This is a genomic window from Thalassobacillus sp. CUG 92003, assembly GCF_013618635.1.
Classification (GTDB): domain Bacteria; phylum Bacillota; class Bacilli; order Bacillales; family Halobacillaceae; genus CUG-92003.
Window position 1 is genome coordinate 26,560 of record NZ_JABLSJ010000005.1, and the last position, 23,900, is coordinate 50,459.

Sequence of the window (23,900 nt, forward strand, 5' to 3'; positions counted from 1 at the left end):
AGCCTGAACGGATCAGACTTCTTGTTGGAATGCTTACTGCTCAACAACTTGCTTTCCATTATATTGTCCACAAGATTTGCAAACATGGTGCGGTTTTGCGTACTCACCGCAATTCTGACATTCCACCATATTCGGGACGTGAAGCTTTTTGTGGGTGCGACGTTGGTTCTTTACTTTCTTCGACGTTCTGCGCTTTGGTACTGCCATGTTTTACACCTCCTTTTTAGATTACGAGCGAAAATCTCTATCTGGATTTTCCTATTCGTTGTCTTCTTCATTTAATAATGATTGCAATTTAGCCATTCGAGGATCAATTTGGTCATCTTCAGGTTCTTCATCCATCACTTGCCAGCCTTCTCCTTCATCAGGAGTTTGCTCGTAAGCCTGCTCATCACCTGAGAACACCCGAATTGGAACCTCCAATAGTACATTCTCCTTGATATATGGCTTTAAGTCAAGGACTTCGCCGTCTACCGGATGAACTTCTGAATCATCTTCAGCCGTGTAATAAGGAGACGTCGAAAAGACATCAACAACATCCATACTGAATGGGTAGGTAACATCTACTAACGTCCGCGCACAAGGCAGAATCATCGTCCCAGTAATGGAATAATGAAATGTGATTTCTTCACCGTGCATGGTCGCTTGCCCGTTAATATGCACAGGCTCGATTCGTCGGATGTCATTATTCATGTCTTCTAATTCCTGAACATCCACATCATCTTCAAATTCATAAGGCTCCTGTCCAGCTTGGATGAGCCTTTGCAAAGGAAATTTCATCAGTATCACCTCATGGCAACAAAAAATATTGTAAAAGGAAATCACGCATTTGTCAATGTTTTTTCTTTACACCTTTCTGCTTAGCATTAGTCACTATATTTAAATTAATTTAACACAAAATGGGTTGTCTATGCCAATTATTGGCTCATCATGATAGTATAGACGCAGAGGACTTTTGACGAGGTGGTATAATCATGAAAGCATGCGGATTAATCGTGGAGTACAACCCATTCCATAATGGTCATCTATATCATATGGAGAAATCCCGAGAAAAAACGAAATCTGATGTAGTGGTTGCTGTTATGAGCGGCCAATTTCTTCAACGAGGTGAACCGGCTATCGTTGATAAATGGACCAGAACGAAACTGGCCCTCGAACATCATGCTGACCTTATCGTTGAACTACCCTACGCTTATGCCGTGCAGCATAGTGATTACTTCAGCAAGGGGGCCGTGCTTACCCTCAATGCTCTAGGGGTCGATACCATTTGTTTCGGCAGCGAATCAGGTAATATCGCACCTTTTTTGGAAGGATATACGACATATGAAACAAACAAGCACATTTTCAATGACAACTTAAAGAACTATTTGAGCGAAGGGTTGTCCTTTCCTGAAGCTGCTCGACATGCGTATGAAACAATTGGACTGACTTCAGGGGAACTCGACTTATCCCAACCCAACAACATACTGGGATTCAGTTACGTCAAACAAATGCTGAATTATGCCCCTTCCATCCAACCGGCTACCATCCAACGGTTGAATAGCCAGTACCATGACCAGGAAATCACAGGTAGCATTGCGAGTGCTACGAGTATACGTCACGAACTGTTCGAGCAAGGCGACATCACCGAGCAGGCTGCCCGTTCTTTCCCTGCTAATACGAAACATGCCCTTTACCATTATCATCGTAAACATGGTGTCTGGCATCAATGGGAGAATTATTTTGCTCTCCTTCAATATCGGATCCTGACGAGCACACTTAACGAACTGCAAGCTGTCCACGGAGTCGAAGAAGGGCTGGAATATCGTTTGATGAAAATGGCCAAATCAGCTCGCAGCTTTGATGAATTCATTGAAAACCTTAAAACGAAACGTTATACGCGCACGCGCCTGCAGCGTATATTCGTCCATATTCTCACCAATACATTGAAGAGAGATATCGAACCAAGATTAGCTTCAAATGAAATAGGTTATGTCCGCGTGCTTGGCATGTCGAAAACCGGACAGGCTTACTTGAACAAGCAGAAAAAACAAATGGACGTTCCCTTAATTACTCAGCTGCAACAATTGGACCATACGTTGTTATCACTTGAAGAACGCGCCTCACTGGCTTACTACAGTGTGCTTAGTAACGGGAATCGGATCTCCGCAATGAAACAAGAACTGCAACCGCCAATAAGAATGAAACCATAGATCCACTATAAAGGGAGCTGCATCGCAATGCAGCTCCCTTACTTCATGACTTCGGTTCTAAATTATTCAAATACTCAAGGGCTTCATCAAAGGTGTCCACCGGTACAATTTTCATATCTGTATCCAAGTCTTCAGCAGCTTGTTTGGCCGTTTGATAATTCGAATTGTCCGCACCATTTTCATTTGGAGCAAAAAAGATGTCCACGCCTGTATTATGGGCCGCTACTACTTTTTTGTCGATTCCCCCGATCCGGCCGACTTCTCCTTCATAGGAAATCTCACCTGTACCGGCTATGTGATACCCTTTCGTAATGTCTTCTTCTGTTAATTGATCGTACATTTCTAAAGAGAACATTAAACCTGCGCTTGGTCCGCCAATTTCTCCGCTTTTTACATTAACTTGCGGGCTGACTTCAACCGAACGATCTGTAACGAGCGTGATGCCGATCCCTACTTTGTCTGGTTGATCCGGAAAAGCTGCCAGTTCAACTTCTCGAGTTAGATTCTCGTCATTTCGCCTGATGGTCAGCTCTACAGAACGGCCTTCCTCCATATCGGACACATAGTCGATTAAATCCTGTGATTCTGAAATTTCCTGATCATCGACTTTAACGATTCGGTCCCCTGCTTGTAAATGTTGAGCTGCCGGCATACCATCTAATACATTCATAACAAAAACGCCATTATATTCAATGTTAATGTCTTTCTTAGCTTTTTTATACGCTACAACTTTAGCCGCTTCTTGGGAAGACTCCATCAACTGAAGTTGAGCGCTATGATATTCCTCTTCTGTTACGTCCTCCGGTCGAACTTGATCGATAGGATATAGTTGATGATAAGGTCTGATTTTAGCGAGTGCCCAGCCAATTGGTGTAGCCTGCCCGCCCCTGATGGTCACTAAATGCATGTCTCCTTCACTCTCGTAACCATCTTGGATCTCTATGATAGGGTTCAATCCTTCCGCGCTACCTGGCTTGTATATGTAATAGGGAAGCTGATAGGCTCCTAAAAAAGCAGCTATGAGTATGGTAATGATGCCTGTGATGACGATTCGTTTGTTAAACTTCATGTTAGGACCCCTTCCAATCAACCATTTGCTTCTTAATGTCATTTATTGCTGATTCTGCCGCTTTTTCACCCGCTTCTACAATATTTTGAATATGGGTAAAAGCCCGGGAGCTGTAAGTAGCAACATCCGGTTGGATCTTGATATCTGCTGTGACCCCCATATAACTGATCAATTCATCTTGCATGATATCGATACTTTGAATAATGACATCATAGATTGAATTAATATTCGGATCTGCTTCGAAATGAGCGCAATCCACTGCTATCACTAAATCGGCCCCCATATCTTTTGCAATAGAAACAGGAACACGATCGATAACCCCGCCATCGATATACAGTCGGTTGTCAATGCGTTCAGGTACAAAAATCCCTGGTATCGCAATGCTAGCCCGAATCGCTGAACTTGCCTCACCTGTTGTAAACACTTTTTTATCACCGGCATACAGATCTGTTGCGATAATGGCAGTCGGTATATCAAAATCTTCTATATGCTTATTGAATGTAAATACACGGATATATTCTTTAATGCGTTTGCCTTGAATAAACCCCATTTTGGGAACCGTAAAATCAAGGTAGTATTTCCGTTTGAATGTCGTGGCTAACTTGTATAAGTCCTCCACTTTTTGCCCTGCAGCGTAAAACGAACCGACTAAAGCCCCCATACTGCTGCCGGCTATCATATCAATGGGAATATTATTTTCTTGCAATACTTTCAACACTCCTAGATGAGCGAACCCTCTAGCCCCTCCGGATCCAAGTGCAAGACCAATTTTTGGACGTGACAAAGCAATCTCTCCTTACGTGAGACAGTTAACTTTATTTTTATGGCATAAACAGAATGGTTATGCGCGTATATTGCTAAAAAGGCTTGTCTCCAAATTGTAAAACTGGATCCTATCTTGGAGTCGGTTGAAACATATCCCCATTTTACTATTTATATATGGAGAAGTACAGAAAACAAATACCAGCCAAAAGATAAGAAGAAACGTCGCGAACCATTCGTAGTAGGGAAGGATCACGGAGTGGGGGGAGGTTGTTATGAGTCCCTATATCAAAACGGTATTATTGTCTTCATTCGCGTTATCAATCGCTGTATTTTTAATCATGCAACCTAGCGTAGCACTTAGCGCCAGTACGGATGGACTCGATTTGTGGTGGAAGGTCGTCTTCCCGTCATTACTTCCTTTTTTCATTACAGCTGAACTCATGGTGAGTTTTGGTGTAGTGAAATGGATAGGCACTCTGTTTGAACCGTTCATGCGTCCTTTATTCCGTGTTCCAGGAACTGCAGGGTTTGTCTGGACCATGGGAATGGCCAGCGGGTTTCCTGTGGGGGCCAAGCTCACCGTGACGCTTCGTAATCAAGGCGTCTTGACAAAAACCGAAGCTGAACGGCTCGTTTGCTTCAGTAATGCCTCAAACCCTTTATTTATTTTTGGCGTTATTGCTGTCGGATTCTTCCACGACGAATCCCTCGGCTTATTATTAGCGGCCTCTCACTATGGGGGGAACCTTCTCGTAGCGTTTCTCATGAGGTTTTACCGTTATAACGATCCTCACGTTAGAACAATCCGCCATAAAGGAGCAATTTTAAAAGAAGCGTTTAAGAATATGCATGCCTCTCGAATTGAAGATCGTCGTCCCTTAGGAAAAATTCTCGGTGATGCGGTAACGACATCTGTACAAACCTTACTCATGATAGGTGGTTTCATCATTCTATTTTCGGTCATTAACCGTATGCTCGAATCCAGCGGCTTCTACCTTATCATCATCAAAAGCTTTGAAACAACTTTTAGTCATGTTTCAATCAATGAGAACCTCTTTCTCGGGTTATTTTCAGGTATTCTCGAAATTACGACAGGATCACAGATGGTTTCAGAAACTGAGGCGCTCCTCATCGTCAAACTTGTAGTTGTCGCTTTTGTTTTAGGGTTTAATGGTTTTTCGATCCAAGCGCAAGTCGCCAGTATTCTGGCTAATTCAGACATTAGTTATTTCCCTTACTTCATTTCAAGGATTTTACACGGGACATTCGCAGCAGTGCTCATTGCTTTACTTTATCACCCTTTATACGGCTCGCATAAACCTAGTACACTCCCTGCTATTCACGCAATATCTCAAGACAGCAGCGTGTTTTTTGCTAATCTAGGTGATTTCCTCGGAGCATGGGGACCAGGTATGACTATCACGTTCCTGTTTATATCATGCATGGTCCGTTACAAACGCATGATTCATCCTTCCAACCGTTAATCTCCAATCCTTGAGCGTATTAGGCGAATGGAACAATGGCTATCAAAAGATAAAAAATAGGGCTGGCGAGTCTATGCTCGCCAGCCCTATATCGTAGTTAGCTCGTATAAAAAACACCATTAAGCGAACTTTCTCTTTAAAGCTTCTTCTACAGGAGCGGGGACCAGATCTGAAACAGGTGCATGGTACTTGGCCACTTCTTTTACAATGCTGGAGCTTAAAAAAGAATACTGGTTGTTTGTCATCATAAATAATGTTTCTACCTCTTGATTAAGCTTTCGATTCATTGAAGTGATCTGCATTTCGTATTCGAAATCACTCACTGCCCGCAGCCCTCTTATGATAGCCTTAGCATTTTTCTCTTTTGCATAATCCATCAGAAGACCGGAGGATACATCTACGGAAACATTCGGCAAATCCTTTGTTGATTCCTCAATTAATTGAAACCGTTCTTCTACAGAAAATAAGGTGGATTTATTACGGTTATTAAATACCGCCACAATGACATGGTCAAACACCTCGGCCCCTCGTTGAATAATATCAAGGTGGCCATTTGTCAATGGGTCGAAGCTGCCGGGACAGACTGCCAGGCGACTCATCATGATTCACCTTCCTTATACATAGCAATTCCGATATTCGTGCCATAAATCTCTGACTTGAATTGACTCAAGATGCCTACTCTTTCAGGTAAATGTTCGCCCGCATCATGTTCACACACGATGACTCCTCCTGGGTTGAGCAAATCGTTCTCCAAGATAGCTTGGAGCAAATCTTCATAGGACACTTTACGATACGGAGGGTCTAAAAATATGTAATCAAATGCCAACTCGCGTTTACCTGCGGCTTTAATGGCACGAAAGGCGTCGGTACGGAATACTTCTGAACAATTTTCTAAAGATAGGGCGTTAAGATTGTAATGAATGGTTTGGACAGCTTTCGGATGAGCATCTACAAACACACACTTAGTGGCGCCGCGGCTTAATGCTTCGATGCCAAGGCCGCCACTGCCGGCAAACAAATCCAACACCTGCTCTCCTTCAAAATAGGGACCCAGTACTTGGAATAATGCTTCTTTTGCTTTATCGGTTGTTGGCCGAGTCCCGTTGCCAGGCACCGGTTTTAACTGCCGTCCTTTGTGATTTCCTGCAATAACCCTCACATTTGGCACCTCGCTTTCATTCTTCTTCATTATCCTATCACATATACTCAGATGCTAACAATTTAATACAATTACATACGATGGCAGCTGTATAAAATGGCTGGATGCTGACCATAATAGAGCATGAAGCAGGAGATTACCTGTTTCTGAAAACGGAGAAGGCTTACTTCCCCATAAGCGCTTCCTCCGGTTTCTCCTCTCCCTTTGCTTTTTTGTTTTTGTTCATTGCAAAAACAAAAAGGAAGGGCTGCCCTTACCGGGCAGCCCTATTTTTATGTCCAGAAAATTATTGCTACCTATCTAATACGAATGTGTGATGATTCATGTACCACATCTAGATGTAACAATTCCTTCACAAATGCTTCCTTCATATACAATTCTGATGAAACAGTCTCAATAATCACTTTTCCGGTTTTAATCTCCTCTTGATTCTTTACATAAGCTTTTCTCCCCGTGAAAAGACGCAGGTCTTGTTCATTAGTTGATACCACAAAAGCATCACGGTTGTTCAATGCAATGAGTTCAAATCCTGCTGCTTGTGCCAACCCAGCTACTGGATAAAGCCGTTCACCCTCTTTTTCAATGACCCTCCACTCTAGAGGGCCGTCATTGTGCCAAAACACGGCTTTTGGTTCTGTGAAAAACAAGGGGACTGCTTGTCGCTTTGATGCATTCAGTTCAAAAAATGAAGTCGGTTTTCCATAGACCTCACTAAGTAAACGATCCATCTCTGCGGCTAAATGATCTGAGGAAGAGCCTTCAAGCAGTTCTTGTTGCATCCAATCTAACTGACTCTCACTGAACCTCTCCCTTACCATCGCTAAAAGATCCGAATTCTGGTCAACCTTTTGATCAAGGGGGGCAAATAATTGCACGATAAAATCGATTACCCATTCATCCTGCTTACCTCCCCATTTTGTATTTAGATTTCGTTCCAGTAATTTATTTTCTATCGACTGAGGCTGTAAATTTGGAACGCGAAAAAACGATTGCCCGTCCGTTCTATTTAATTGATTCCCAACAAATATAACCGCGGGGTCGTAGGATTCAGCCAAGTGGTAAAGTTCTTGTTCAATATCTGTGGACAACTGCTGCTTCTTAGGGTAAAACACCTGTAAACCGTCGCTCTCCCAATGAGCGAGATCCTCTTTCTCCAGTCTAAGGATGGGAGAGCGGCTCAGGTTTTCCTTCTCCCAACTGTAATAATCGACCAAATCTTCATTGAGATGAACAGACTCGGTTCCAGGTGCTACCCAGCTACCTTTTGTCGACGTATAATCACGGAGGGAGATCGCAGCATCGGGAAAGACCTCCTTATTATTGTGAGTAAGCATTGTTTCCCAGTTGTTGAGGCGTCCTCCTTCTGGTTTAACCAGTTCATACTGAATCGTGAAGGACTGTTGTCTGTTATTCCATACCTTGGTAGTGTGATCTGATTCATTTAGAAGACACGATTGATTTTTTTGATAGTTACACGTAAAATCTGTCGCGCTCTCTGGGATTTCTACCTCGTATATATCATGTTGCAAGTGCTGATAATGTAACGTGACATTCGCTTTGTCTTCAGTGATGTCCAGGCTAACTTCCACACTCACCGGCGCACCGTCAGACTTATTACTTTGTATAACTCCGTGCGAAATACTCCACTGATACAGGAGCAAAAGCAGAGATAATCCCGCCATGAATATTAGAACAACAAAGGCTTTTCGCATTCCTCAGTCGCACTCCTTTTTGACTATACGATACACCCAGTTTAACAAAGACCTTTTCAAAGAAGCGAATAAATTGTCGAAAATACTTAAAATTCACAGAATGGCTCATCCGTGCTACAGTAATACATGAAATCAATTGGCGAAAGGATTTTATTATGATTCAGAAATTCATTGAACTAGGCGAAGGGTATGCGGATATTTATGAGTTGATTGAACTGGGCAAGCATATGCCTGAACGTGTTAAATACATCATGGCATTCCACACCGTTAAAAATGATCGCCACGTGACCTCACTGGCCTTGATTTTACATCCAGCTGGCGAGGACAAGTTCCAGCCCATTTACATGTGCACAGAAGGTGTTCCCAACCCAAACGAACAGCCAAATAAACGCTATGATTTATTCCAGGAGATGGCAAACGCGTTAAAACAAGACATAATAGAAATCGGTATCAAGTCCTCCGACCAATTCGCTGAAAAGGAATTATTTTTTCAGCATTTAATCGGCATTCTTCGCATGAATCGCTACATTCCACCATTGTCCTGATCAAAAACAAGCAACGGCCTGAAATGCTGTTGCTTGTTTTACATTTTTTATGACATTTTATTTTCAACTGAGCAGGAATTATTTGAATTCATCGAGAAATGGAAAAGGATAGCGATTTTTCTTTATGATCTGATAACCTCTGTTATGACACGAATACCACCCAGGGATTTAACAGAACTTTCTTTACACGTGACGTTTTCACCCGAATTATAAGTATGGAGGAGAGAACACCGATGACAAAACCTAAATGGGCTCAATCAAATAAGAAAATATTTCAAATTATAGTTGGCGTCATTATTATCATAGCCTTAGGGGCGGGTGTCCAAATCTATACCGCAGACAGTGAAAAACCACTAAGTTACGATGAGGAATTACAGCAAATTACCGACATGAGTGAAGTTCCCGACTTCGATCTTCCACCCAGCTGGACGTCTGTTGATCAAAAAGAGGAGATTGATCAATTTTTCTACGACCGGGTTAAGGGACTGAAGCGGGCTAAACAGAATGGAATGGTCATAAGTCCAAACCAAGCTTTTGAGGTAAAAGATGAAGACGCCACATTTTTTGTTCATGATATGTGGTACACGCCAAGAGGTGTTCATTACATATACAGTGTCGATTTAGCTATTTTTGACGAAGAAAGAAGTTTAAGAAACCTCCCCCCTCTAGTGGCCAATATAAATATAAAAGATGATGGTGACGAAATTAAAACGCAGGATTTATACGCTCACAATATGTATTCCCCTCGAGAAGGGCGCATTGTTTATCAGGGAAGAATGTATAACATTACGACGAGTTCCCCGATCAGGAAACCAAGTGAACAATTTTCACCAGACAGCAACCCGATGGACCAATTTTACAGACAAATGGATAAAGAGTTGGAAACAACCTTCAGTTTAAGGCTTGAAGGGACAAGCCATAATCTTACAAACGAAGGCGACACAACGACTGAAAGTGCTCCCTTACACTATACCTATTCCCCCGAAAAAGACAAAGTCCATACGGTTGATGTCAACCAAACCATCGAGGATGACGACGTGAAGATCAAACTTAAATCAATTGATATTGGCACAGTTGAAAATAAAATAAGCTTTGAATTGGCAAAGGGATCCGATTCGCTCAATGCTCATATGGATACCATGATCAAGAGCGACAAAGGAGAAGAACGACGCGTCAATATGCTCAACAAAGATGACAAACAAACCAATGTCTATTACGCCAATTTCGAACCTTTTAATGAAATGCCGCGGCAATTGGAAATTCAATTGAAGACAGTGGCTGTCATAAGTGATGAGTCCCTATCATTTGAACTAGCGGCAGACGATATTAAAGAACAAAGTGAGGAAGAGATGGTTTATGAAAATCAAACCAGCGAACTGCTAACCTCATGGCACAACACAGATGTAAATTTACAATTTCTTAGATATGAAGAGTACGGCAACCTTGATGTTCAATTAGAATTTCGCAAAAAAGGCAACCCGGAAAAGTGGCTTGTTGGGACGACGGGAACTGCAAACGGCCCGGATCCCTCCAACCCGTTATACGTGGAAGCGGTGAATGAAAAGAAGGAAACATTCCAAAGCTTAAATTATAATGGGTATAGTGAAGGGTTTAACTTTAATTTCGGCCATGAAGTCGTCAAAAACTCAGAAAACATTACATTTAAAATTAATAATCTCATGTTCAGGCACAAGGTGAACGAAACGGTTACGGTATCAACTTCCAACTAAAAGGACGAGACTGGGACATAAGTAAAAGAGAAGTTTTAAAAAACGAACATTAAAAATGGATATGAATTCAATGATGTTCATGAGCGTAGTCAAAACACGTAGACTCCTATGGGAACAGCGCGAGCCGAAGATCCCGCAGGAAAGCGTTCTTTGCTTTCCGAGGAAGCTGAGGCCGTGCCCATGGAAAGCGAAGTGTTTTGACGGAGCGGTCATTAAACACCTCTCAATACAGAAATTCCGAACGTTTCACTGAAATCGTTCGGAATTTCTGTATTTCATTTAGTTTTGTCCCAACCTCGTCTGTTTCGTCAGATTCCCATTTTATAATCATATTGTTTCGCTTTATCTGGCTTTGCATTCTCAAAATCTGTCGTAATGAAAGGCTTCTGTGAAGGTTCAACACGGGACACAAACGAAAAGCCTTCCAACTGTTCCATAACTTCGCTATGTTCAGATTGATCAACATATAACAGCGCATATTTAAGTTTCTTTGAAGCGTATATGAGATGCCCCTGTTTTTTGATTTGCCGTAAATTTTTCATGTGTTGGAAATATACAATAATACCTTGACGCTTAACCCTCATAGGATGTCTGCCTCACTTTTCTCATTTTTATTCAGTCTAGCAAATTGAAGCGTAACCGACAACTATGACCATTTCAATACATTAACATCACGCTCATAATCAGTTATGATAAAAGTTGGTAACCCATCCCTGCTAAGGAGGAATCAACATGACCGATTTAGAGCAAGCATGGAACATCTTCACTCAGATGCTCCAAACTTCACCTCTACTTGACTCATTTCAAATAAAATCGATCACCGGCTTACCCTTTGTTTATTTAACCACCAAACCTGATGTCGGAAAAGCTGATGTTGATGAACAACTTAAAAAAGCCGCAGCACGATCCATGCGCGGAAAACGCCTGACCCTTGCGATGCAATTTGTCCGCAAAAATCAGACGTCCTATATTTATCGTATTCGTTTCCTCGTACCTCAGCGCAAAATGTTTTGCTGTGGGAATTTATGTGATGACTGTATTCGCTTTACACCTTGATCTGAACGAAGTGACTACGAACAGCCGCAGCTTCCTCCACTGCCACAACCGCCAGCTCCGCCGCCACCTGTACCTGTGTCCATCAAGGCGGCCCCACTCCGGGGAACCTTTATTTCGGTGCTCACACTATGAGCGACGTGATGGCTGATGTCGTCCAATAACTTCTGCACCTCGCGTTCAGCTTTTTTAAATTGGGCCACTTTTTCATTCATATCCATTTCACGCTTCTCGGAACGGACCCTCTTCATAATGTCATTGTAATCAGGATGATATCGCCCAAATCGTTGGACATCTTCATATTGATCTTTTGTATCATTGAACCTGCGGATCAGTTTCTGTGCCTCTTCATCCTCTTCCATTTCTCGCTTAGCTATGCGATAATCCTGCATGACATCTGAACCCATGACCATTTGGCCGATGCCTTCAGAGTTATCTATTAAGTCTACGATTTCCATCGTTGCTAACATAAATCCACCTCCACCACTATCATACCAAAATTAAGGAGATATTAAAATTAGCCACGCGTATTTATCTGACCAGACTAATAATATGGATAGGACGGTGGTTGCACGAACCGTTGTCTGGCTTTTTTCTGCTGCATGTCATTTATAATATTTTGAAAGTTATTAAGCGCTCCATTTATATCTTCAACATGCTTGGAAACATTTTTCCAGTCAATATCTTGAAGCAGCTTCGTGAATTGTTTCATCCATTCACTATTTTTTTGGGAAGAGGCATCCTTCGTCTTTTCTTTAGAATCCCCTTTGAATTCGTCCCAAAAGGAATCGTCTTCACCTAGCAGTAACCACTTTTCATAATAGGTTTGCAACGATTGATGCTGCTTTCTTATATGAGCTTTCAGCTTAGGGTGCTTCATCACAAACTGCTTGAATTCCATAACCGTAGGATGCAGCTGTTTCTCCGCCATACACATACACCTCTCTTGTTAACTACTCATTAGCCTATGAAGAATATGTGTGAAAGGTTCAGGGTATCGTCAAAAAATTCTGGGTGTAATAATCACGATGAACCCCTACACCAAGATGCGTGTACGCTCCGTCCAATAAAGCTTCACGGTGGCCCTCACTGTTCAACCACCCATTGACGGCCGCTGCAGCATCAATGTATTGGGCTGCAATGTTCTCTCCTGCTCTGACATAGTGTACATCTCCTTTTTCAAGGCGTTCTTTTAATCCATCGCCATTTTGGGAATGATGAGAGAAATAATTTTCACTTTTCATGTCTTTGCTGTGAGCATAAGCGACATTTGCAGCCAACTTACTCCATTCTAGTTTTGATTTACTATGACGTTCTCTTATTTTATTTGTGATCGTCATAATTTGCTGTTCATTGCCTGCTTGCACAGTCTTCCATTCTTCTTCCGACATAAACGGCGGCTCATGCAATTCACCACGGTAGGTGACACGATAAGGTTGAAGTATCAGCAGCACTTCAGGGCTCATGACTCTGATAGAGGAGAGCTTTCGTGTGACGGTATCAAAATAAAGTTGAGCATATGTCTCATCATCCAGTTTCACTAGGGGTCTTTGAGCAAGATCGACTTCAGTTAATTCAAATGTATAAGTTCCTTCTGTCTCAAGCGTTAATGTCTCAGAAAATGGAGCGACATCACTAACTTCATCGTAAGGTTGTCCAATGGAATAATCAGACATATGATTGATATCCCCCGTTCCCACCCAGGTAACGACCTTCCCTTCAGCAATGCCAAACTGAAGGTAGGTAGTGGGCTGCTCATAAACCCACCACGTATAACCATACGCGCTCTTATCTTTTCTATCAGGTTCTCCCATCGTATCCATCAGCTCACGCGACGTTTTTCCCATCCATCCTTCTTGAGAAGCAGGTTCTTCCTTCTCTTTCGTTTCCGGTTCATCAGTTTCAGCTTCAATTGTTTCGTCTTCACTATCAGGCTCAAGCTTGTCTACTCCCTGCTCACTTGGCATGTGTACAGAACTGAACGAAAGGTTCTGCACCCCTATCCAACCAGCGACAGACACTAATAGAATCAAAGTGAAAATCACTAACTTTTTCATGTTTTTTCTCCCTTTGTTTTACGATCTACTTTTATTATAAAGCCTCCCCATTGAAATTATGAATGAAGGCAACCTGAAAACTTGATTATTTGTATGTTTGATATGTGAGAAGGGTCTCTTTTTTCTGACTATCCTAACTATAATTGTATAACGCATCATATGATCACCTTATTCACAGCCAATAATTTAAAAGGCAGGGCTTTAATGAACCAAAGCCTCTGCCTTATTATCTTTAATGTAATTCAGGACGCTCTGAGATGTCCTGTAATGCGACACCTGCTGCATGATCGGAAAGTTTTTCAATTGATAAGTCACCAAGAGAGAGAATGCCGATCAGTTTTTCTTTTTCTACCACAGGCAGTCGTCTGATTTGGTGCTCAGCCATGACATCACTTGCTTCCTGTAGTGAAGACTCTTGAGATATATGATATAGTTTGTCACTCATCACTTCTTGAATAGAAGTCGTCTCAGGTTTTTTCGCAGCATATCCGCGAATGGCGAGATCACGATCTGTGACCATACCGAATAACTTATGGTTCTCATCACAAACCGGAATAGCCCCTACATTCCGTTCTTTCATCAATTTAGCCGCATCAAATAATGAATCTTCTTTTTGACAACAAGCTACATCCTTGGTCATAATTTCCTTAACCGTTTTCATAGCTAAATCCTCCTTTGATAATAAACATCACGCTTTAGTGTGCCCAGTCTTACATATTTATTACATGCACACAGAGACAAGTTATAGTATAATGAATGAGCATAATGGTAGTCATTAATATTATTCTCGACCCATGTTTTCAGGGCAAAAGAATTGCATCCTGGCAATATTCATACTAATATAGTTTTAAAGACCAACATGCGAGGTGGAAGAAATGAAGTTAGAAAATACTGGAATTGAGGGCTTGGTACTCGAATATAGCCCATTGACCCATCTGATGGAAAAGAACGGATTTATGCTTGGCGGATCTTGGGATTATGAACGGGTTACATATGATTATAAAATCAACTCTCCTGAGAAGAATATCACCTATTATTTGCGGATCCAAGGTTATGCGATCGAAGGGGATGTTGATCGTAAAACGGCTGTCATTGAATTACTGCCGCCTTTGATTGGCAAACATTATTACCCTCACGGAGTCGAATATGGAGAGCAAGAAGAGTTTTCAAGCAGTATCCTAGATAAAGCTTACAATTTACTTTCGAATTTAAAGGAAGAAATATCACATTATCATCAATCATAATATGATTGATTGTGGTAGCAGCTGCCTATACTTAAAATAGAGGCAGCTGTTTTTTTCCAATTTAAAATAGGTTTTACTAGGAAAGGAGATACAAAAACAAATTGTTCCGTTACCTTACGAAACGTCAATGGGTATTAATATTACTGGGTATTTTATTAGTCGTAGCAGGTTATTATATCTTACCAGTCTCAGTTCCTTTGATTGTAGCATTTGTCACCGCTTTATTTTTGAATCCTTCCGTCCGATGGTTTCAATTTCGTTTTCGTATCAATCGTAAAATGGCCGTCACGATTGTTTTTCTGCTGTTTCTTATTTTTATTTCCATCATTGGCAGTTATGCTGTCACACGTGCTGTAAGTCAAATTGTCCAAATCGCAGATAACGTGCCTACATATGTGAACCAAGTGAATGGCATAATTGCAGATTGGGAAGAAAGCATGGACCGGTACGCGCAGAACCTTCCAGAAGAAGTCGTCAATAATTTAACAGAAGGCATTAAACGTAATGTAAGAGCCATGACTGATTCGATTACGGCCAACTTCCAATTGGACCGGATGGCCTCGGCTGCGGCAAAGATTCCCGAATATCTCGTGAGTATCCTTGTATATTTAATTGCGTTATTTTTATTTATGTTAGAATTACCACGGTTGAAAGAGAAAGCATACCAACATTTCACAGAGGATACGGCCGAAAAAGTTAAATTTATGAACGCGCGTTTATCCTATGTCGTATTCGGCTTTTTAAAAGCTCAATTCTTTGTCAGTCTGATTATACTATTCGTGAGCTTTATTGGCTTGATATGGATTGCACCTGAAGTTGCGATATTGATGTCAATTATCATTTGGCTCATCGATTTTATTCCTATTATCGGTTCAATTATTATTCTTGGCCCCTGGGCACTGTTCGATTTATTATCCGGGAACATTGTGAGCGGAACAAAACTTGCTATTTTAGCTTTTGTCCTGCTGGCTATCAGAAGGACTGTCGAACCCAAAGTCATGGGACGGCACATCGGCTTGTCCCCGTTAGCAACTCTAATTGCTATGTATTTAGGGTTACAACTTATCGGCGTAATCGGTTTTATTTTAGGTCCTCTTCTGTTAATTGCATTTAATTCTGCCAAGGAAGCAGGCATTATCAAATTGAATTACAAAATATAAAACAGCACTGGGACAAAACACAAAACTTCCGAACGATTTCCACAAAATCGTTCGGAAGTTTTATGTTTTAAGGAAGTTGCAATGACCGCACCGTCAAAACATTCCGCTTTCCTGTGAAATCTTCGGCTCACGCTGTACCCACATGTGTCTCCATGGTTTGGACGCTCATGATCATCATAGATCTTTAATGTTTCTCATGTTCGCTTCTTGACATTGACACCTATCAATTAATTTATGTCCTTGCCTCTCTAATTTGTCGCTTATAGATAAAAATGTCCTGATCTGCGTCGTGAAAGCTGAACTGATTATGTTCCAAAACCCTTTGAGACGGAATATTATCCCGATCACACTCTGCCCTTACTTCCGTGACGTTGTTTAATTCAAACGCCCATTGACAGAGGGCGGAAACAGCTTCTGTAGCATATCCCTTCCCCCTCTCTTCCGGTACGATAGAGTAACCAATTTCAAGTGCACCCTCCTCTGATGGCGCCCCCTTGAACCCAGCATCCCCAATGACATACGAATGATTCCGGTCAAATATGGCCCACGGTCCAAACCCAAGATGGGACTTGTTATGGTGCAACTCTTCTAAATAAAGCGGCATCAAAGCTTTTAATCCCGAATGAGGCCATTCATTCGTCCGCTGCAAATCGAGCTGTTTAAAAAATTCTAACGGATGGTTGATGATGAGCCGACCCATCCATTCTTCAAATGGTCGTAACAACAAATGGGATGTTTTTAATAGCAATGCTTCAATTCCTTTCATGATTTCTTGTGGCACTATTCATTCTAAAGGAAACGACAGTTTATAATAACCTTCTGCTCTATAATTTTAGAAATTGAGCTTTTCACATTCCAGCCACTAAATTGAATAACTACTTTAATATAACGATATGTTATACTATCTCTCTACCCTTCAGAACTAAAAAAACGTATTTCACCACAGAAATACGTTTCAAGCCTTCCACGTCATGTACCTAGAATCGCTTTTAACATGCTCGTGGTCGTGCCTCCGTCATAAATGATGTATAAGAGTAAATAAACAGCAACACCAGTAATGGCGGTAAAAAACCAGATAATGCTTGTAACGGGACCGATTTTTCTATGTTTTCCAATATTACGCTTAAACGCTAACGTTAATGATATGATACCGAATACAGCTCCAACCGTTGCAAGGAAAATGTGAAAAAGTAAGAAAATCGTGTAATAAATCTTAATTTCATCCGGTCCGCCAAAACTCGTATTACCTATGAAAATTGTGCGGCTGATATAGATAATAAAGAAGGTTAGCGCACTGATCGATGCACCGACCATTACTTTTTTATGTGCCGCCGGACGTGCCAAACTTATAAGTATCCACCCTACAGCAACCAATAGGGCGCTTAAGACTATGAAAAATGTGCTGAGTGTTGGTAATAAGGGCATTCGTCTCTCTCCTCTTCATCTTTCCCTTTTGCTTTAAAATACAGAGAAAGCTTTCCTGTTTACCGATCCAGGAAAGCTTTCCACTGGAAGTTACGTTTCATTTGAGGCACTCGAAGGCATCGGGTCCACAACATCTCCTTCTTGCTGAAACCATTCAAAGAAAATGCGTGCAATGATAGCTCCAAAAATGACCTCTTGGGTGATTTTCATAACGATACCGCCGAGTTGCTGATCTTCAACCAGAGGTATAGGAGTAAAGAACTGAGGTCCACTCAGGCTATTGGACAAACCATTCAATACATCAGCAGGCACACATAAGCTGAGTGCTTGAATCCAAGCCCCCGATTGGCTGTAAGTCTCATATATCGGAGCGCCAGCAAAGATTATTAAGCCACACGCCGGTGTAATCAATACACCGTTGGCAAATATATAACCTATTTTCAAAATGGGACTCATCGTCTGCATACTTTTCAAGGGGGTAAAGACTGGCCACCACATACAAAAGGCCGTGAACAGGATGACTGTAGTGATGACGGCATGAGCAATTTCGTCCGATTTAGCAAAATCGAAGATGGCAGGCATATGGTATATCGAGAACAACCCATTAAACAGTAGAATAGCGATTAACGGTTTTGTCAGTAATCGCAACAAAGGAGCAATACCATTTAAGCTAAAAAGCTTTTGCCACATCCAAACGGGTAACCCTCGAATCACTAATAAAGGGAATAATAAAAAATACAAAGCCATTTGTGACATGTGAGCCGTAAACATAATGTGTGACAACAAATCGACCGGTGAACCTTTTATAACGTATAAAAGCAACATACTTGAGTAAAACATAGTCTGTTGTTTCGGTGTTGGGGCTGGTTCATTCGTAAACCGATAGCGTCCAGGGCCCGTGAGATAGTAATAAGCTGCTGATAAGAGAACAATGAACAGCAAGTAGTATGGACTCCATAAAGCCCGGAAACCAAACATATATAATTCAAGCCACATAAAAGGATCCACTCCATTAGTAAGTATGTTCTTCATCCATTCTATCTAATTTTAAACAAAATATCGAGTTGTTCCAATCCCTAGAGCCCACAATTCAAAATATCGACATAATTTGTTCACAATGACATTGGCCAACAGAACCACTAAAAAAGAAGAGGCCGGCAATAAAGCGCGACCTCTTCCTTAAAGTTTACCACCAAATAATGGTCGTGAAGGTGATGATGGTGAGTATACCTATGGAAATGCCACCAAACATCATGACTGACACCATCGAATGACCTTTATTTTTCATGTGCATGAAATAGTAAAGTTGGAAAAGCACCTGAACAATAGCTAGAATGATCAAAATCGGGATTACAAAAAATGACGTTACTTCTGCTAAAACAAGTCCGAATGCTACCAGGGTAAACATGATCATTAAGGCAAACGTGATGACTTGTTGTTTCATTTCTTCTTTACTGTGTTTTTTCTTGAAATCTACCGGCTTATTAGCGGAATTGGTGTTATTGGCCATACGTTAACCCACCTTTCCCATAAGATATACAACAGTAAAGATGAACACCCAAACAACGTCAATAAAGTGCCAGTATAAGCTTGCAACGTAAAATTTAGGTGCATTGTATAAATTTAAACCACGCTTAGCATTTCGCAACATCAAAGACGTAATCCAAAGGAGTCCAAACAATACGTGACCTCCGTGGAATCCAACTAATGTATAAAAGGCTGAACCCATGGCAGATGATTGAAAGGTGAATTCATATTCGTGAATATAGTGAGTGAATTCATATATTTCAAACCCGAGGAAACCTAAACCTAAGAATACGGTAATGGCGAGCCACGTCTGCATTTTTTTAAAGTCATTGTTCTTCATATGGTACATCGCGTATACACTTGTGAGCGAGCTTGTCAGAAGCAGCATGGTCATAATAAACACAAGCTCAAGACCAAACATCTCGCTTCTTGTAGGGTCTTGGGCATTCGATTCATTTAACGCGAGGTAGGTCCCGAACAAGCTTGCGAACAACACTGTTTCTCCACCAAGAAAGAACCAAAAACCTAAAAACTTATTTTGACCCTCATGGGTGGCTTTTTCCGGTTCATGCGGCATTTCTTTTGGATTTAACACGTCATCATGACTCATGGTTGCCACCACCTTCCTCTAGTTCTTCTTTATGGACATGGTAGCCCAAATCATCTTTTAATGAACGGGTCAACATACTTCCTAAGGTAATCCCCATCCCGATAAAGACTAAGGCCAGCCAACCTTTATGATCAACCTGATAAATAAAGCCAAACCCGGCTATAAACAAGCCTAGCGACATAAGAAACGGAAGGAATGAACCGTTCGGCATGTGAATGTCTCCAAGAGGTTCTGCCGGCGTCATACCTGTTTTACCGTCCTGCTTCTCAATCCATAAAGGATCAAGTCCTCTTACTAGCGGTGTTTGCTTGAAATTATAGAAAGGGGGCGGCGAAGGTATGGACCACTCGAGTGTTCTTCCATCCCACGGATCTCCACTGACCTTCTTCTCTTTCATGGCTGTATAGATAACGTTATAAACAAAAATGAGTGTGCCGATGGCCATTAGGAAAGCACCAACCGTACTAATTAAGTTCCCTAAATCAAGGCCTTGTCCTTCTTGATAGGTCCAATAACGACGCGGCATCCCCATTAATCCAAGAAAATGTTGAATGAAGAAAGTTAAATGAAATCCGATGAAAAACGGCCAGAAAGCCAGTTTTCCTAACTTTTCATTCAATACTTTACCGAACATCTTCGGCCACCAGTAGTGGAGTGCTGCAAAGAATCCGAATACAACACCGCCTACAATGACATAGTGGAAGTGCGCAACTACAAAGTAAGTATCATGGTATTGATAGTCAGCGGCAGCTGCTGCAAGCATAACCCCAGTCATACCACCAATGGTGAACGTAGGAATAAATGCAATTGACCAAAGCATAGCTGATGTCATGCGGATTTTTCCGCCCCACATCGTAAAGAGCCAGTTGAAAATTTTGATGCCTGTCGGTACTGCAATAGCCATTGTTGAAACAGCAAAAATGGAATTGGCTACTGGTCCAAGACCTGTGGTGAACATGTGGTGGGCCCATACCATAAAGCCAAGGAAGCCAATTAATACTGTCGCAAATACCATTGCAGAATACCCGAATAATCGTTTCGTGGAAAAAGTGGAGAAAATATCACTGAAAGCTCCAAACACCGGAAGAATTAAGATATACACTTCCGGGTGGCCAAATATCCAGAATAAATGCTCCCAAATGATAGCGTTTCCTCCTAAACCGACGTCAAAAAACGCCGATCCGAACATGCGGTCAAACATTAATAGAAACAGACCAACCGTCAATGCCGGGAAAGCAAATAAGATAAGGTTACTTGTGACAAAGGAAGCCCAGGTGAAAAGCGGCATCCGCATATAACTCATACCTGGAGCTCTCATATTAACGATGGTGACCAGAAAATTGATACCACCTATCAGGGTCCCTGCACCAGAGATTTGTAAACCTATTACATAATAATCGACACCGTGGCCCGGGGATGTGGCTGAAAGTGGAGCATAAGCTGTCCACCCAGCATCCGGTGCGCCTCCCAGAAACCACGAGCAGTTAAGTATTAGACCTCCAGCTAAAAAGAGCCAAAATCCAAGTGAGTTCAAAAATGGAAAGGCTACGTCCCGCGCCCCAATTTGCAGCGGAACGACAGCATTCATTAAAGCAAATATCAACGGCATTGCAGCCAGGAAAATCATTGTTGTTCCATGCATGGTGATCATTTCGTTATATAAACCCGCACTGATGAAATCGCTGTTGGGTTGCATCAGTTGAATGCGGATAAGCATGGCTTCAAGTCCGCCGATCAAGAAAAATATACCACCGGAAACCAAGTAGAGTTGAGCTATCTTTTTATGGTCAACAGTGGTTAAATAATCCCATATCGCAGCGCCTAACCCACGCTTCTGCGCTAAAGCTGTACTCACGCTTTTACCCCCTTATTCATATCAGTTCTGTTCTGCTGATTCTGGTGTCACATCGGTATGATCCAACTGTAACAAATACTCAGCTATTTTTTCTGCTTCATCTTCATTTACTAAATTGGAAGGCATCTGATTTCCTGGTTTTATTTCATCAGGATGAACAATCCAATCCACTAAATTTTCTTTAGTCGGATCAAGGATCCCTGCAATTTTTGAACGATTGGCGAAATTCGTCATATTTGGTCCGACTCCTGCTGGAGCAGAACCGATCGCATGGCAACTCATGCAATTGTTATTAAATAATTCCTGACCTTCTCTGGCAACGTCGCTTTCAGGTTGAGCCTCAGGGTCGACGTTTTTCATATCCTCAACCCACTGATCGAACTCTTCCTGGCTGACAGCGATAACGCGAAAATCCATCAAGGAGTGCGATGGGCCGCATAATTCAGCACACTGACCTAAGTATTCGCCTTCTTCATAGGCTTCTAAAGACATCGTGTTCTGGTTATCCCCTGGGTTGGTGTCCATCTTACCTGCAATTGAAGGCACCCAGAAGGAATGGATGACATCCGTGGATTTCATCGTTAAATGAACACGTTTGTCTTTCGGGATATAAAGATCCTGGCTTGTCGATATCTCTTGTCCCTTATAGTTGAAATGCCACCAGTACTGATTCCCGGTAACCTCAATGTTTATGGCACCTTCTTCTTCAGAACCCGAGTTATCAGCTAAATCAAACGTAGCTTGCACCGTCGGTACAGCTAAAACGAGTAAAAGAATTATTGGAATGACCGTCCAAATAATCTCCAGGGCTTTATTGCCCTCTGTTTGTTTAGGTATGTAATCTTCCTGGCCTTTTTTCTGCCTGTAACGGATGATAACAAATGTATAGATGGCCATGACAATTACGAAGACAAACAGCATGATAGCGATACTGATGAGCATAAGATCAAACAGTAATTCTGATCCATAACCTTCTGGTTTCAGGGCGCTGATATTATCAACGCCGCACCCAGAAAGGATTAAGGAAAGAGCACCAAATAAAAACAGCATTCGGAATTTTCCCATCCAACCTTTCATGTGTGATACCTCTCTTTCTATTTGTTCTTTCTTTCATATATTTAGAACCAGTTTCTTCAAAGCAGAAGATGCTGATTACATCAATGTTGGAAATGATAACGGCAACGTCACCACTACCATGGTCACAAACATAACAGTCAAGTAGTTAAGCGAATAAACAAACATCCATGTTGCCCACTTGATATCATCCTTCATAAAGAAGCCAGCTATACCAAGAGCAAGCCATCCTATCGACAACAAGCCTGCCACAATCAAAAAGACTGTACCCAGCGATGCTAAATAGATGGGCAATGGCAATAAACAAGCCACATAAATGACAATTTGACGTTTCGTAATGTCGAAACCGTGGACGACTGGCAGCATAGGTACACCTGCCGCCTTGTATTCATCCTTTTTTTTCATGGCTAAAGCCAGGAAATGAGGTGTCTGCCAAATGAACATAATTAAAAACAGAATGAAGGCTTCTAACTGTAAGGCAGGTGCTACTGCAGCCCACCCAATTAAAGGCGGTACAGCACCGGAAAAACTTCCGATAACGGTGTTAATGGTATATTTACGCTTAGACCACATGGTATAAAGAAACACATAGACAAACCAACCGAATGCACCCAATAATGCAGCCTGTGGCGTTGTGAATAACAATGTGATAAATCCTGAAGCTGAGACCACTATCCCCATAATTAAAATGTGAGATAACGCTATACTTCCAGTGACTGTAGGTCTATTTTGAGTACGGCTCATAATATGGTCAATGTCACGATCGTACCAATTATTCAAGATACAGCCTCCGGCTATAATCAAAGCAGTTCCCAACATTGTCAATATGAAAACTGGCCAAACATCAACAAAATTCACGGCAGAAAAGTGAACTGCCAGCCAAAATCCTGCAAAAGCTGTCATTAAATTGGAATTAATAATACCTACTTTAATCAAACTCTTTATATCAGCAAAAAGTGATGAATGGTTCACATGGGAATGATTTATTGCTTGTGAAGAAGCAGATTCGACTGTTCTAGGGTTATCCATCGTAATATCTTCCTCCTTCTCCCCCGTTCATTACCAGTTACCTGGAAAATGTTCTGCCTTAAGAGGGGGCGTTGGTTTCCCTTTAACGCGATGGAAAAACCGTTAAGACATCAACGTTATTGTATCATGTTATTTCTTTTCTATCTATTTAAACAATAGAATTTTATTGAAATGTGACAACTTTATGAAACATATTCACGATGCATAACA

27 protein-coding genes are annotated in these 23,900 nt (G+C 41.6%); 7 read left to right on the top strand and 20 right to left on the bottom strand.

Features of this window, described 5'->3' with window-relative positions:
- Positions 1-33 precede the first annotated feature (33 nt).
- Positions 34-207 (bottom strand): 50S ribosomal protein L32, encoded by a 174-nt coding sequence (gene rpmF / locus HOP45_RS08880; protein ID WP_181348928.1) that lies wholly within the window; start codon positions 205-207, stop codon positions 34-36.
- A 51-nt stretch (positions 208-258) separates the two neighbouring features.
- The gene (locus HOP45_RS08885; protein ID WP_181348929.1) at positions 259-780 is read right to left on the bottom strand and encodes a YceD family protein; all 522 of its coding nucleotides are present in this window, start codon (positions 778-780) and stop codon (positions 259-261) included.
- Positions 781-974: 194 nt separating this feature from the next.
- Here HOP45_RS08885 and HOP45_RS08890 point away from each other — a divergent pair, with 194 nt between their 5' ends.
- Positions 975-2,192 (top strand): nucleotidyltransferase, encoded by a 1,218-nt coding sequence (locus HOP45_RS08890; RefSeq protein ID WP_181348930.1) that lies wholly within the window; start codon positions 975-977, stop codon positions 2,190-2,192.
- Positions 2,193-2,235: 43 nt separating this feature from the next.
- On the opposite strand, the gene HOP45_RS08895 is transcribed toward HOP45_RS08890, so the two are convergent.
- Positions 2,236-3,261 (bottom strand): SepM family pheromone-processing serine protease, encoded by a 1,026-nt coding sequence (locus HOP45_RS08895; protein WP_181348931.1) that lies wholly within the window; start codon positions 3,259-3,261, stop codon positions 2,236-2,238.
- 1 nt (position 3,262) lies between these two features.
- Complete coding sequence (locus HOP45_RS08900; protein WP_181348932.1) at positions 3,263-4,045, bottom strand: patatin-like phospholipase family protein; 783 nt, start codon at positions 4,043-4,045, stop codon at positions 3,263-3,265.
- 253 nt (positions 4,046-4,298) lie between these two features.
- Between HOP45_RS08900 and ylbJ the strand changes: the two genes are divergently transcribed.
- A complete protein-coding gene (gene ylbJ / locus HOP45_RS08905; protein WP_181348933.1) occupies positions 4,299-5,510 on the top strand; it encodes a sporulation integral membrane protein YlbJ in 1,212 nt (403 codons plus the stop codon).
- Positions 5,511-5,629: 119 nt separating this feature from the next.
- On the opposite strand, the gene coaD is transcribed toward ylbJ, so the two are convergent.
- The 3 genes from coaD to HOP45_RS08920 all read right to left on the bottom strand — a co-directional run bounded on the left by coaD (position 5,630) and on the right by HOP45_RS08920 (position 8,381).
- Positions 5,630-6,109 (bottom strand): pantetheine-phosphate adenylyltransferase, encoded by a 480-nt coding sequence (coaD, locus tag HOP45_RS08910; RefSeq protein ID WP_181349195.1) that lies wholly within the window; start codon positions 6,107-6,109, stop codon positions 5,630-5,632.
- Positions 6,109-6,699, bottom strand: coding sequence for a 16S rRNA (guanine(966)-N(2))-methyltransferase RsmD (gene rsmD / locus HOP45_RS08915; RefSeq protein WP_181348934.1), 591 nt, complete (start codon positions 6,697-6,699; stop codon positions 6,109-6,111). The genes coaD and rsmD overlap by 1 nt, the downstream gene beginning before the upstream one ends.
- A gap of 266 nt (positions 6,700-6,965) precedes the next feature.
- Positions 6,966-8,381, bottom strand: coding sequence for a hypothetical protein (locus HOP45_RS08920; protein ID WP_181348935.1), 1,416 nt, complete (start codon positions 8,379-8,381; stop codon positions 6,966-6,968).
- A 155-nt stretch (positions 8,382-8,536) separates the two neighbouring features.
- On the opposite strand from HOP45_RS08920, the gene HOP45_RS08925 reads away from it, so the two are divergent.
- The gene (locus tag HOP45_RS08925) at positions 8,537-8,926 is read left to right on the top strand and encodes a DUF7147 family protein (protein ID WP_181348936.1); all 390 of its coding nucleotides are present in this window, start codon (positions 8,537-8,539) and stop codon (positions 8,924-8,926) included.
- Between the two features lie 233 nt (positions 8,927-9,159).
- Entirely contained in the window at positions 9,160-10,656 is a 1,497-nt protein-coding gene (locus tag HOP45_RS08930; RefSeq protein WP_181348937.1) for a hypothetical protein, read from the top strand.
- A gap of 308 nt (positions 10,657-10,964) precedes the next feature.
- On the opposite strand, the gene HOP45_RS08935 is transcribed toward HOP45_RS08930, so the two are convergent.
- The gene (locus HOP45_RS08935; protein ID WP_181348938.1) at positions 10,965-11,240 is read right to left on the bottom strand and encodes a YlbG family protein; all 276 of its coding nucleotides are present in this window, start codon (positions 11,238-11,240) and stop codon (positions 10,965-10,967) included.
- 148 nt (positions 11,241-11,388) lie between these two features.
- On the opposite strand from HOP45_RS08935, the gene HOP45_RS08940 reads away from it, so the two are divergent.
- On the top strand, positions 11,389-11,712 hold the full coding sequence (locus HOP45_RS08940) for a hypothetical protein (protein WP_181348939.1): 324 nt from the start codon (positions 11,389-11,391) through the stop codon (positions 11,710-11,712).
- Positions 11,713-11,726: 14 nt separating this feature from the next.
- On the opposite strand, the gene HOP45_RS08945 is transcribed toward HOP45_RS08940, so the two are convergent.
- The 4 genes from HOP45_RS08945 to HOP45_RS08960 form a co-directional block, all read right to left on the bottom strand.
- Complete coding sequence (locus HOP45_RS08945) at positions 11,727-12,179, bottom strand: YlbF/YmcA family competence regulator (RefSeq protein ID WP_181348940.1); 453 nt, start codon at positions 12,177-12,179, stop codon at positions 11,727-11,729.
- Between the two features lie 74 nt (positions 12,180-12,253).
- Positions 12,254-12,640, bottom strand: a complete 387-nt coding sequence (ylbD, locus tag HOP45_RS08950; RefSeq protein ID WP_181348941.1) for a spore coat protein YlbD — start codon at positions 12,638-12,640, stop codon at positions 12,254-12,256.
- A gap of 58 nt (positions 12,641-12,698) precedes the next feature.
- A complete protein-coding gene (locus HOP45_RS08955) occupies positions 12,699-13,766 on the bottom strand; it encodes a CAP domain-containing protein (protein ID WP_181348942.1) in 1,068 nt (355 codons plus the stop codon).
- Positions 13,767-13,998: 232 nt separating this feature from the next.
- Positions 13,999-14,427 carry a CBS domain-containing protein gene (locus HOP45_RS08960; protein ID WP_181348943.1) on the bottom strand — a complete coding sequence of 143 codons (429 nt, stop codon included), beginning with the start codon at positions 14,425-14,427 and terminating at the stop codon, positions 13,999-14,001.
- A gap of 214 nt (positions 14,428-14,641) precedes the next feature.
- Here HOP45_RS08960 and HOP45_RS08965 point away from each other — a divergent pair, with 214 nt between their 5' ends.
- Together HOP45_RS08965 and ytvI are read left to right on the top strand one after the other, a co-directional pair.
- The gene (locus HOP45_RS08965; RefSeq protein ID WP_181348944.1) at positions 14,642-15,010 is read left to right on the top strand and encodes a YugN family protein; all 369 of its coding nucleotides are present in this window, start codon (positions 14,642-14,644) and stop codon (positions 15,008-15,010) included.
- Between the two features lie 101 nt (positions 15,011-15,111).
- Positions 15,112-16,170, top strand: a complete 1,059-nt coding sequence (ytvI, locus tag HOP45_RS08970; protein ID WP_181348945.1) for a sporulation integral membrane protein YtvI — start codon at positions 15,112-15,114, stop codon at positions 16,168-16,170.
- A gap of 232 nt (positions 16,171-16,402) precedes the next feature.
- Here ytvI and HOP45_RS08975 read toward each other — a convergent pair whose 3' ends face one another.
- The 8 genes from HOP45_RS08975 to cyoE form a co-directional block, all read right to left on the bottom strand.
- Positions 16,403-16,951: a GNAT family N-acetyltransferase gene (locus HOP45_RS08975; protein ID WP_219914564.1), complete on the bottom strand. Its 549-nt coding sequence runs from the start codon at positions 16,949-16,951 to the stop codon at positions 16,403-16,405.
- Between the two features lie 188 nt (positions 16,952-17,139).
- Positions 17,140-17,595 (bottom strand): DUF420 domain-containing protein, encoded by a 456-nt coding sequence (locus HOP45_RS08980; RefSeq protein WP_181348946.1) that lies wholly within the window; start codon positions 17,593-17,595, stop codon positions 17,140-17,142.
- A 90-nt stretch (positions 17,596-17,685) separates the two neighbouring features.
- Complete coding sequence (gene ctaG / locus HOP45_RS08985; protein ID WP_181348947.1) at positions 17,686-18,591, bottom strand: cytochrome c oxidase assembly factor CtaG; 906 nt, start codon at positions 18,589-18,591, stop codon at positions 17,686-17,688.
- A 190-nt stretch (positions 18,592-18,781) separates the two neighbouring features.
- Entirely contained in the window at positions 18,782-19,105 is a 324-nt protein-coding gene (ctaF, locus tag HOP45_RS08990; RefSeq protein ID WP_181348948.1) for a cytochrome c oxidase subunit IVB, read from the bottom strand.
- 3 nt (positions 19,106-19,108) lie between these two features.
- Positions 19,109-19,732, bottom strand: coding sequence for a cytochrome (ubi)quinol oxidase subunit III (locus tag HOP45_RS08995; protein ID WP_181348949.1), 624 nt, complete (start codon positions 19,730-19,732; stop codon positions 19,109-19,111).
- Entirely contained in the window at positions 19,722-21,587 is a 1,866-nt protein-coding gene (ctaD, locus tag HOP45_RS09000; RefSeq protein ID WP_181348950.1) for a cytochrome c oxidase subunit I, read from the bottom strand. Before ctaD ends, HOP45_RS08995 begins: the two co-directional genes overlap by 11 nt.
- Positions 21,588-21,608: 21 nt before the next feature.
- Complete coding sequence (gene coxB / locus HOP45_RS09005; protein ID WP_181348951.1) at positions 21,609-22,664, bottom strand: cytochrome c oxidase subunit II; 1,056 nt, start codon at positions 22,662-22,664, stop codon at positions 21,609-21,611.
- 75 nt (positions 22,665-22,739) lie between these two features.
- Positions 22,740-23,690, bottom strand: coding sequence for a heme o synthase (gene cyoE / locus HOP45_RS09010; protein WP_181348952.1), 951 nt, complete (start codon positions 23,688-23,690; stop codon positions 22,740-22,742).
- Positions 23,691-23,900: the final 210 nt, after the last annotated feature.

Coding starts and splice junctions, on each gene's coding strand:
- coaD (WP_181349195.1), bottom strand. CDS start 6,109: ATGAGTCGCCTGGCAGTCTGTCCCGGCAGCTTCGACCCATTGACAAAT.
- cyoE (WP_181348952.1), bottom strand. CDS start 23,690: ATGGATAACCCTAGAACAGTCGAATCTGCTTCTTCACAAGCAATAAAT.
- HOP45_RS08920 (WP_181348935.1), bottom strand. CDS start 8,381: ATGCGAAAAGCCTTTGTTGTTCTAATATTCATGGCGGGATTATCTCTG.
- HOP45_RS08960 (WP_181348943.1), bottom strand. CDS start 14,427: ATGAAAACGGTTAAGGAAATTATGACCAAGGATGTAGCTTGTTGTCAA.
- HOP45_RS08890 (WP_181348930.1), top strand. CDS start 975: ATGAAAGCATGCGGATTAATCGTGGAGTACAACCCATTCCATAATGGT.
- HOP45_RS08980 (WP_181348946.1), bottom strand. CDS start 17,595: ATGCCCTTATTACCAACACTCAGCACATTTTTCATAGTCTTAAGCGCC.
- HOP45_RS08935 (WP_181348938.1), bottom strand. CDS start 11,240: ATGAGGGTTAAGCGTCAAGGTATTATTGTATATTTCCAACACATGAAA.
- ctaF (WP_181348948.1), bottom strand. CDS start 19,105: ATGGCCAATAACACCAATTCCGCTAATAAGCCGGTAGATTTCAAGAAA.
- ylbD (WP_181348941.1), bottom strand. CDS start 12,640: ATGGCGGAGAAACAGCTGCATCCTACGGTTATGGAATTCAAGCAGTTT.
- HOP45_RS08945 (WP_181348940.1), bottom strand. CDS start 12,179: ATGTTAGCAACGATGGAAATCGTAGACTTAATAGATAACTCTGAAGGC.
- HOP45_RS08965 (WP_181348944.1), top strand. CDS start 14,642: ATGAAGTTAGAAAATACTGGAATTGAGGGCTTGGTACTCGAATATAGC.
- ctaG (WP_181348947.1), bottom strand. CDS start 18,591: ATGTGGCTTGAATTATATATGTTTGGTTTCCGGGCTTTATGGAGTCCA.
- coxB (WP_181348951.1), bottom strand. CDS start 22,664: ATGAAAGGTTGGATGGGAAAATTCCGAATGCTGTTTTTATTTGGTGCT.
- HOP45_RS08995 (WP_181348949.1), bottom strand. CDS start 19,732: ATGAGTCATGATGACGTGTTAAATCCAAAAGAAATGCCGCATGAACCG.
- HOP45_RS08955 (WP_181348942.1), bottom strand. CDS start 13,766: ATGAAAAAGTTAGTGATTTTCACTTTGATTCTATTAGTGTCTGTCGCT.
- rpmF (WP_181348928.1), bottom strand. CDS start 207: ATGGCAGTACCAAAGCGCAGAACGTCGAAGAAAGTAAAGAACCAACGT.
- ylbJ (WP_181348933.1), top strand. CDS start 4,299: ATGAGTCCCTATATCAAAACGGTATTATTGTCTTCATTCGCGTTATCA.
- HOP45_RS08940 (WP_181348939.1), top strand. CDS start 11,389: ATGACCGATTTAGAGCAAGCATGGAACATCTTCACTCAGATGCTCCAA.
- HOP45_RS08925 (WP_181348936.1), top strand. CDS start 8,537: ATGATTCAGAAATTCATTGAACTAGGCGAAGGGTATGCGGATATTTAT.
- HOP45_RS08895 (WP_181348931.1), bottom strand. CDS start 3,261: ATGAAGTTTAACAAACGAATCGTCATCACAGGCATCATTACCATACTC.
- rsmD (WP_181348934.1), bottom strand. CDS start 6,699: ATGAAGAAGAATGAAAGCGAGGTGCCAAATGTGAGGGTTATTGCAGGA.
- HOP45_RS08885 (WP_181348929.1), bottom strand. CDS start 780: ATGAAATTTCCTTTGCAAAGGCTCATCCAAGCTGGACAGGAGCCTTAT.
- HOP45_RS08930 (WP_181348937.1), top strand. CDS start 9,160: ATGACAAAACCTAAATGGGCTCAATCAAATAAGAAAATATTTCAAATT.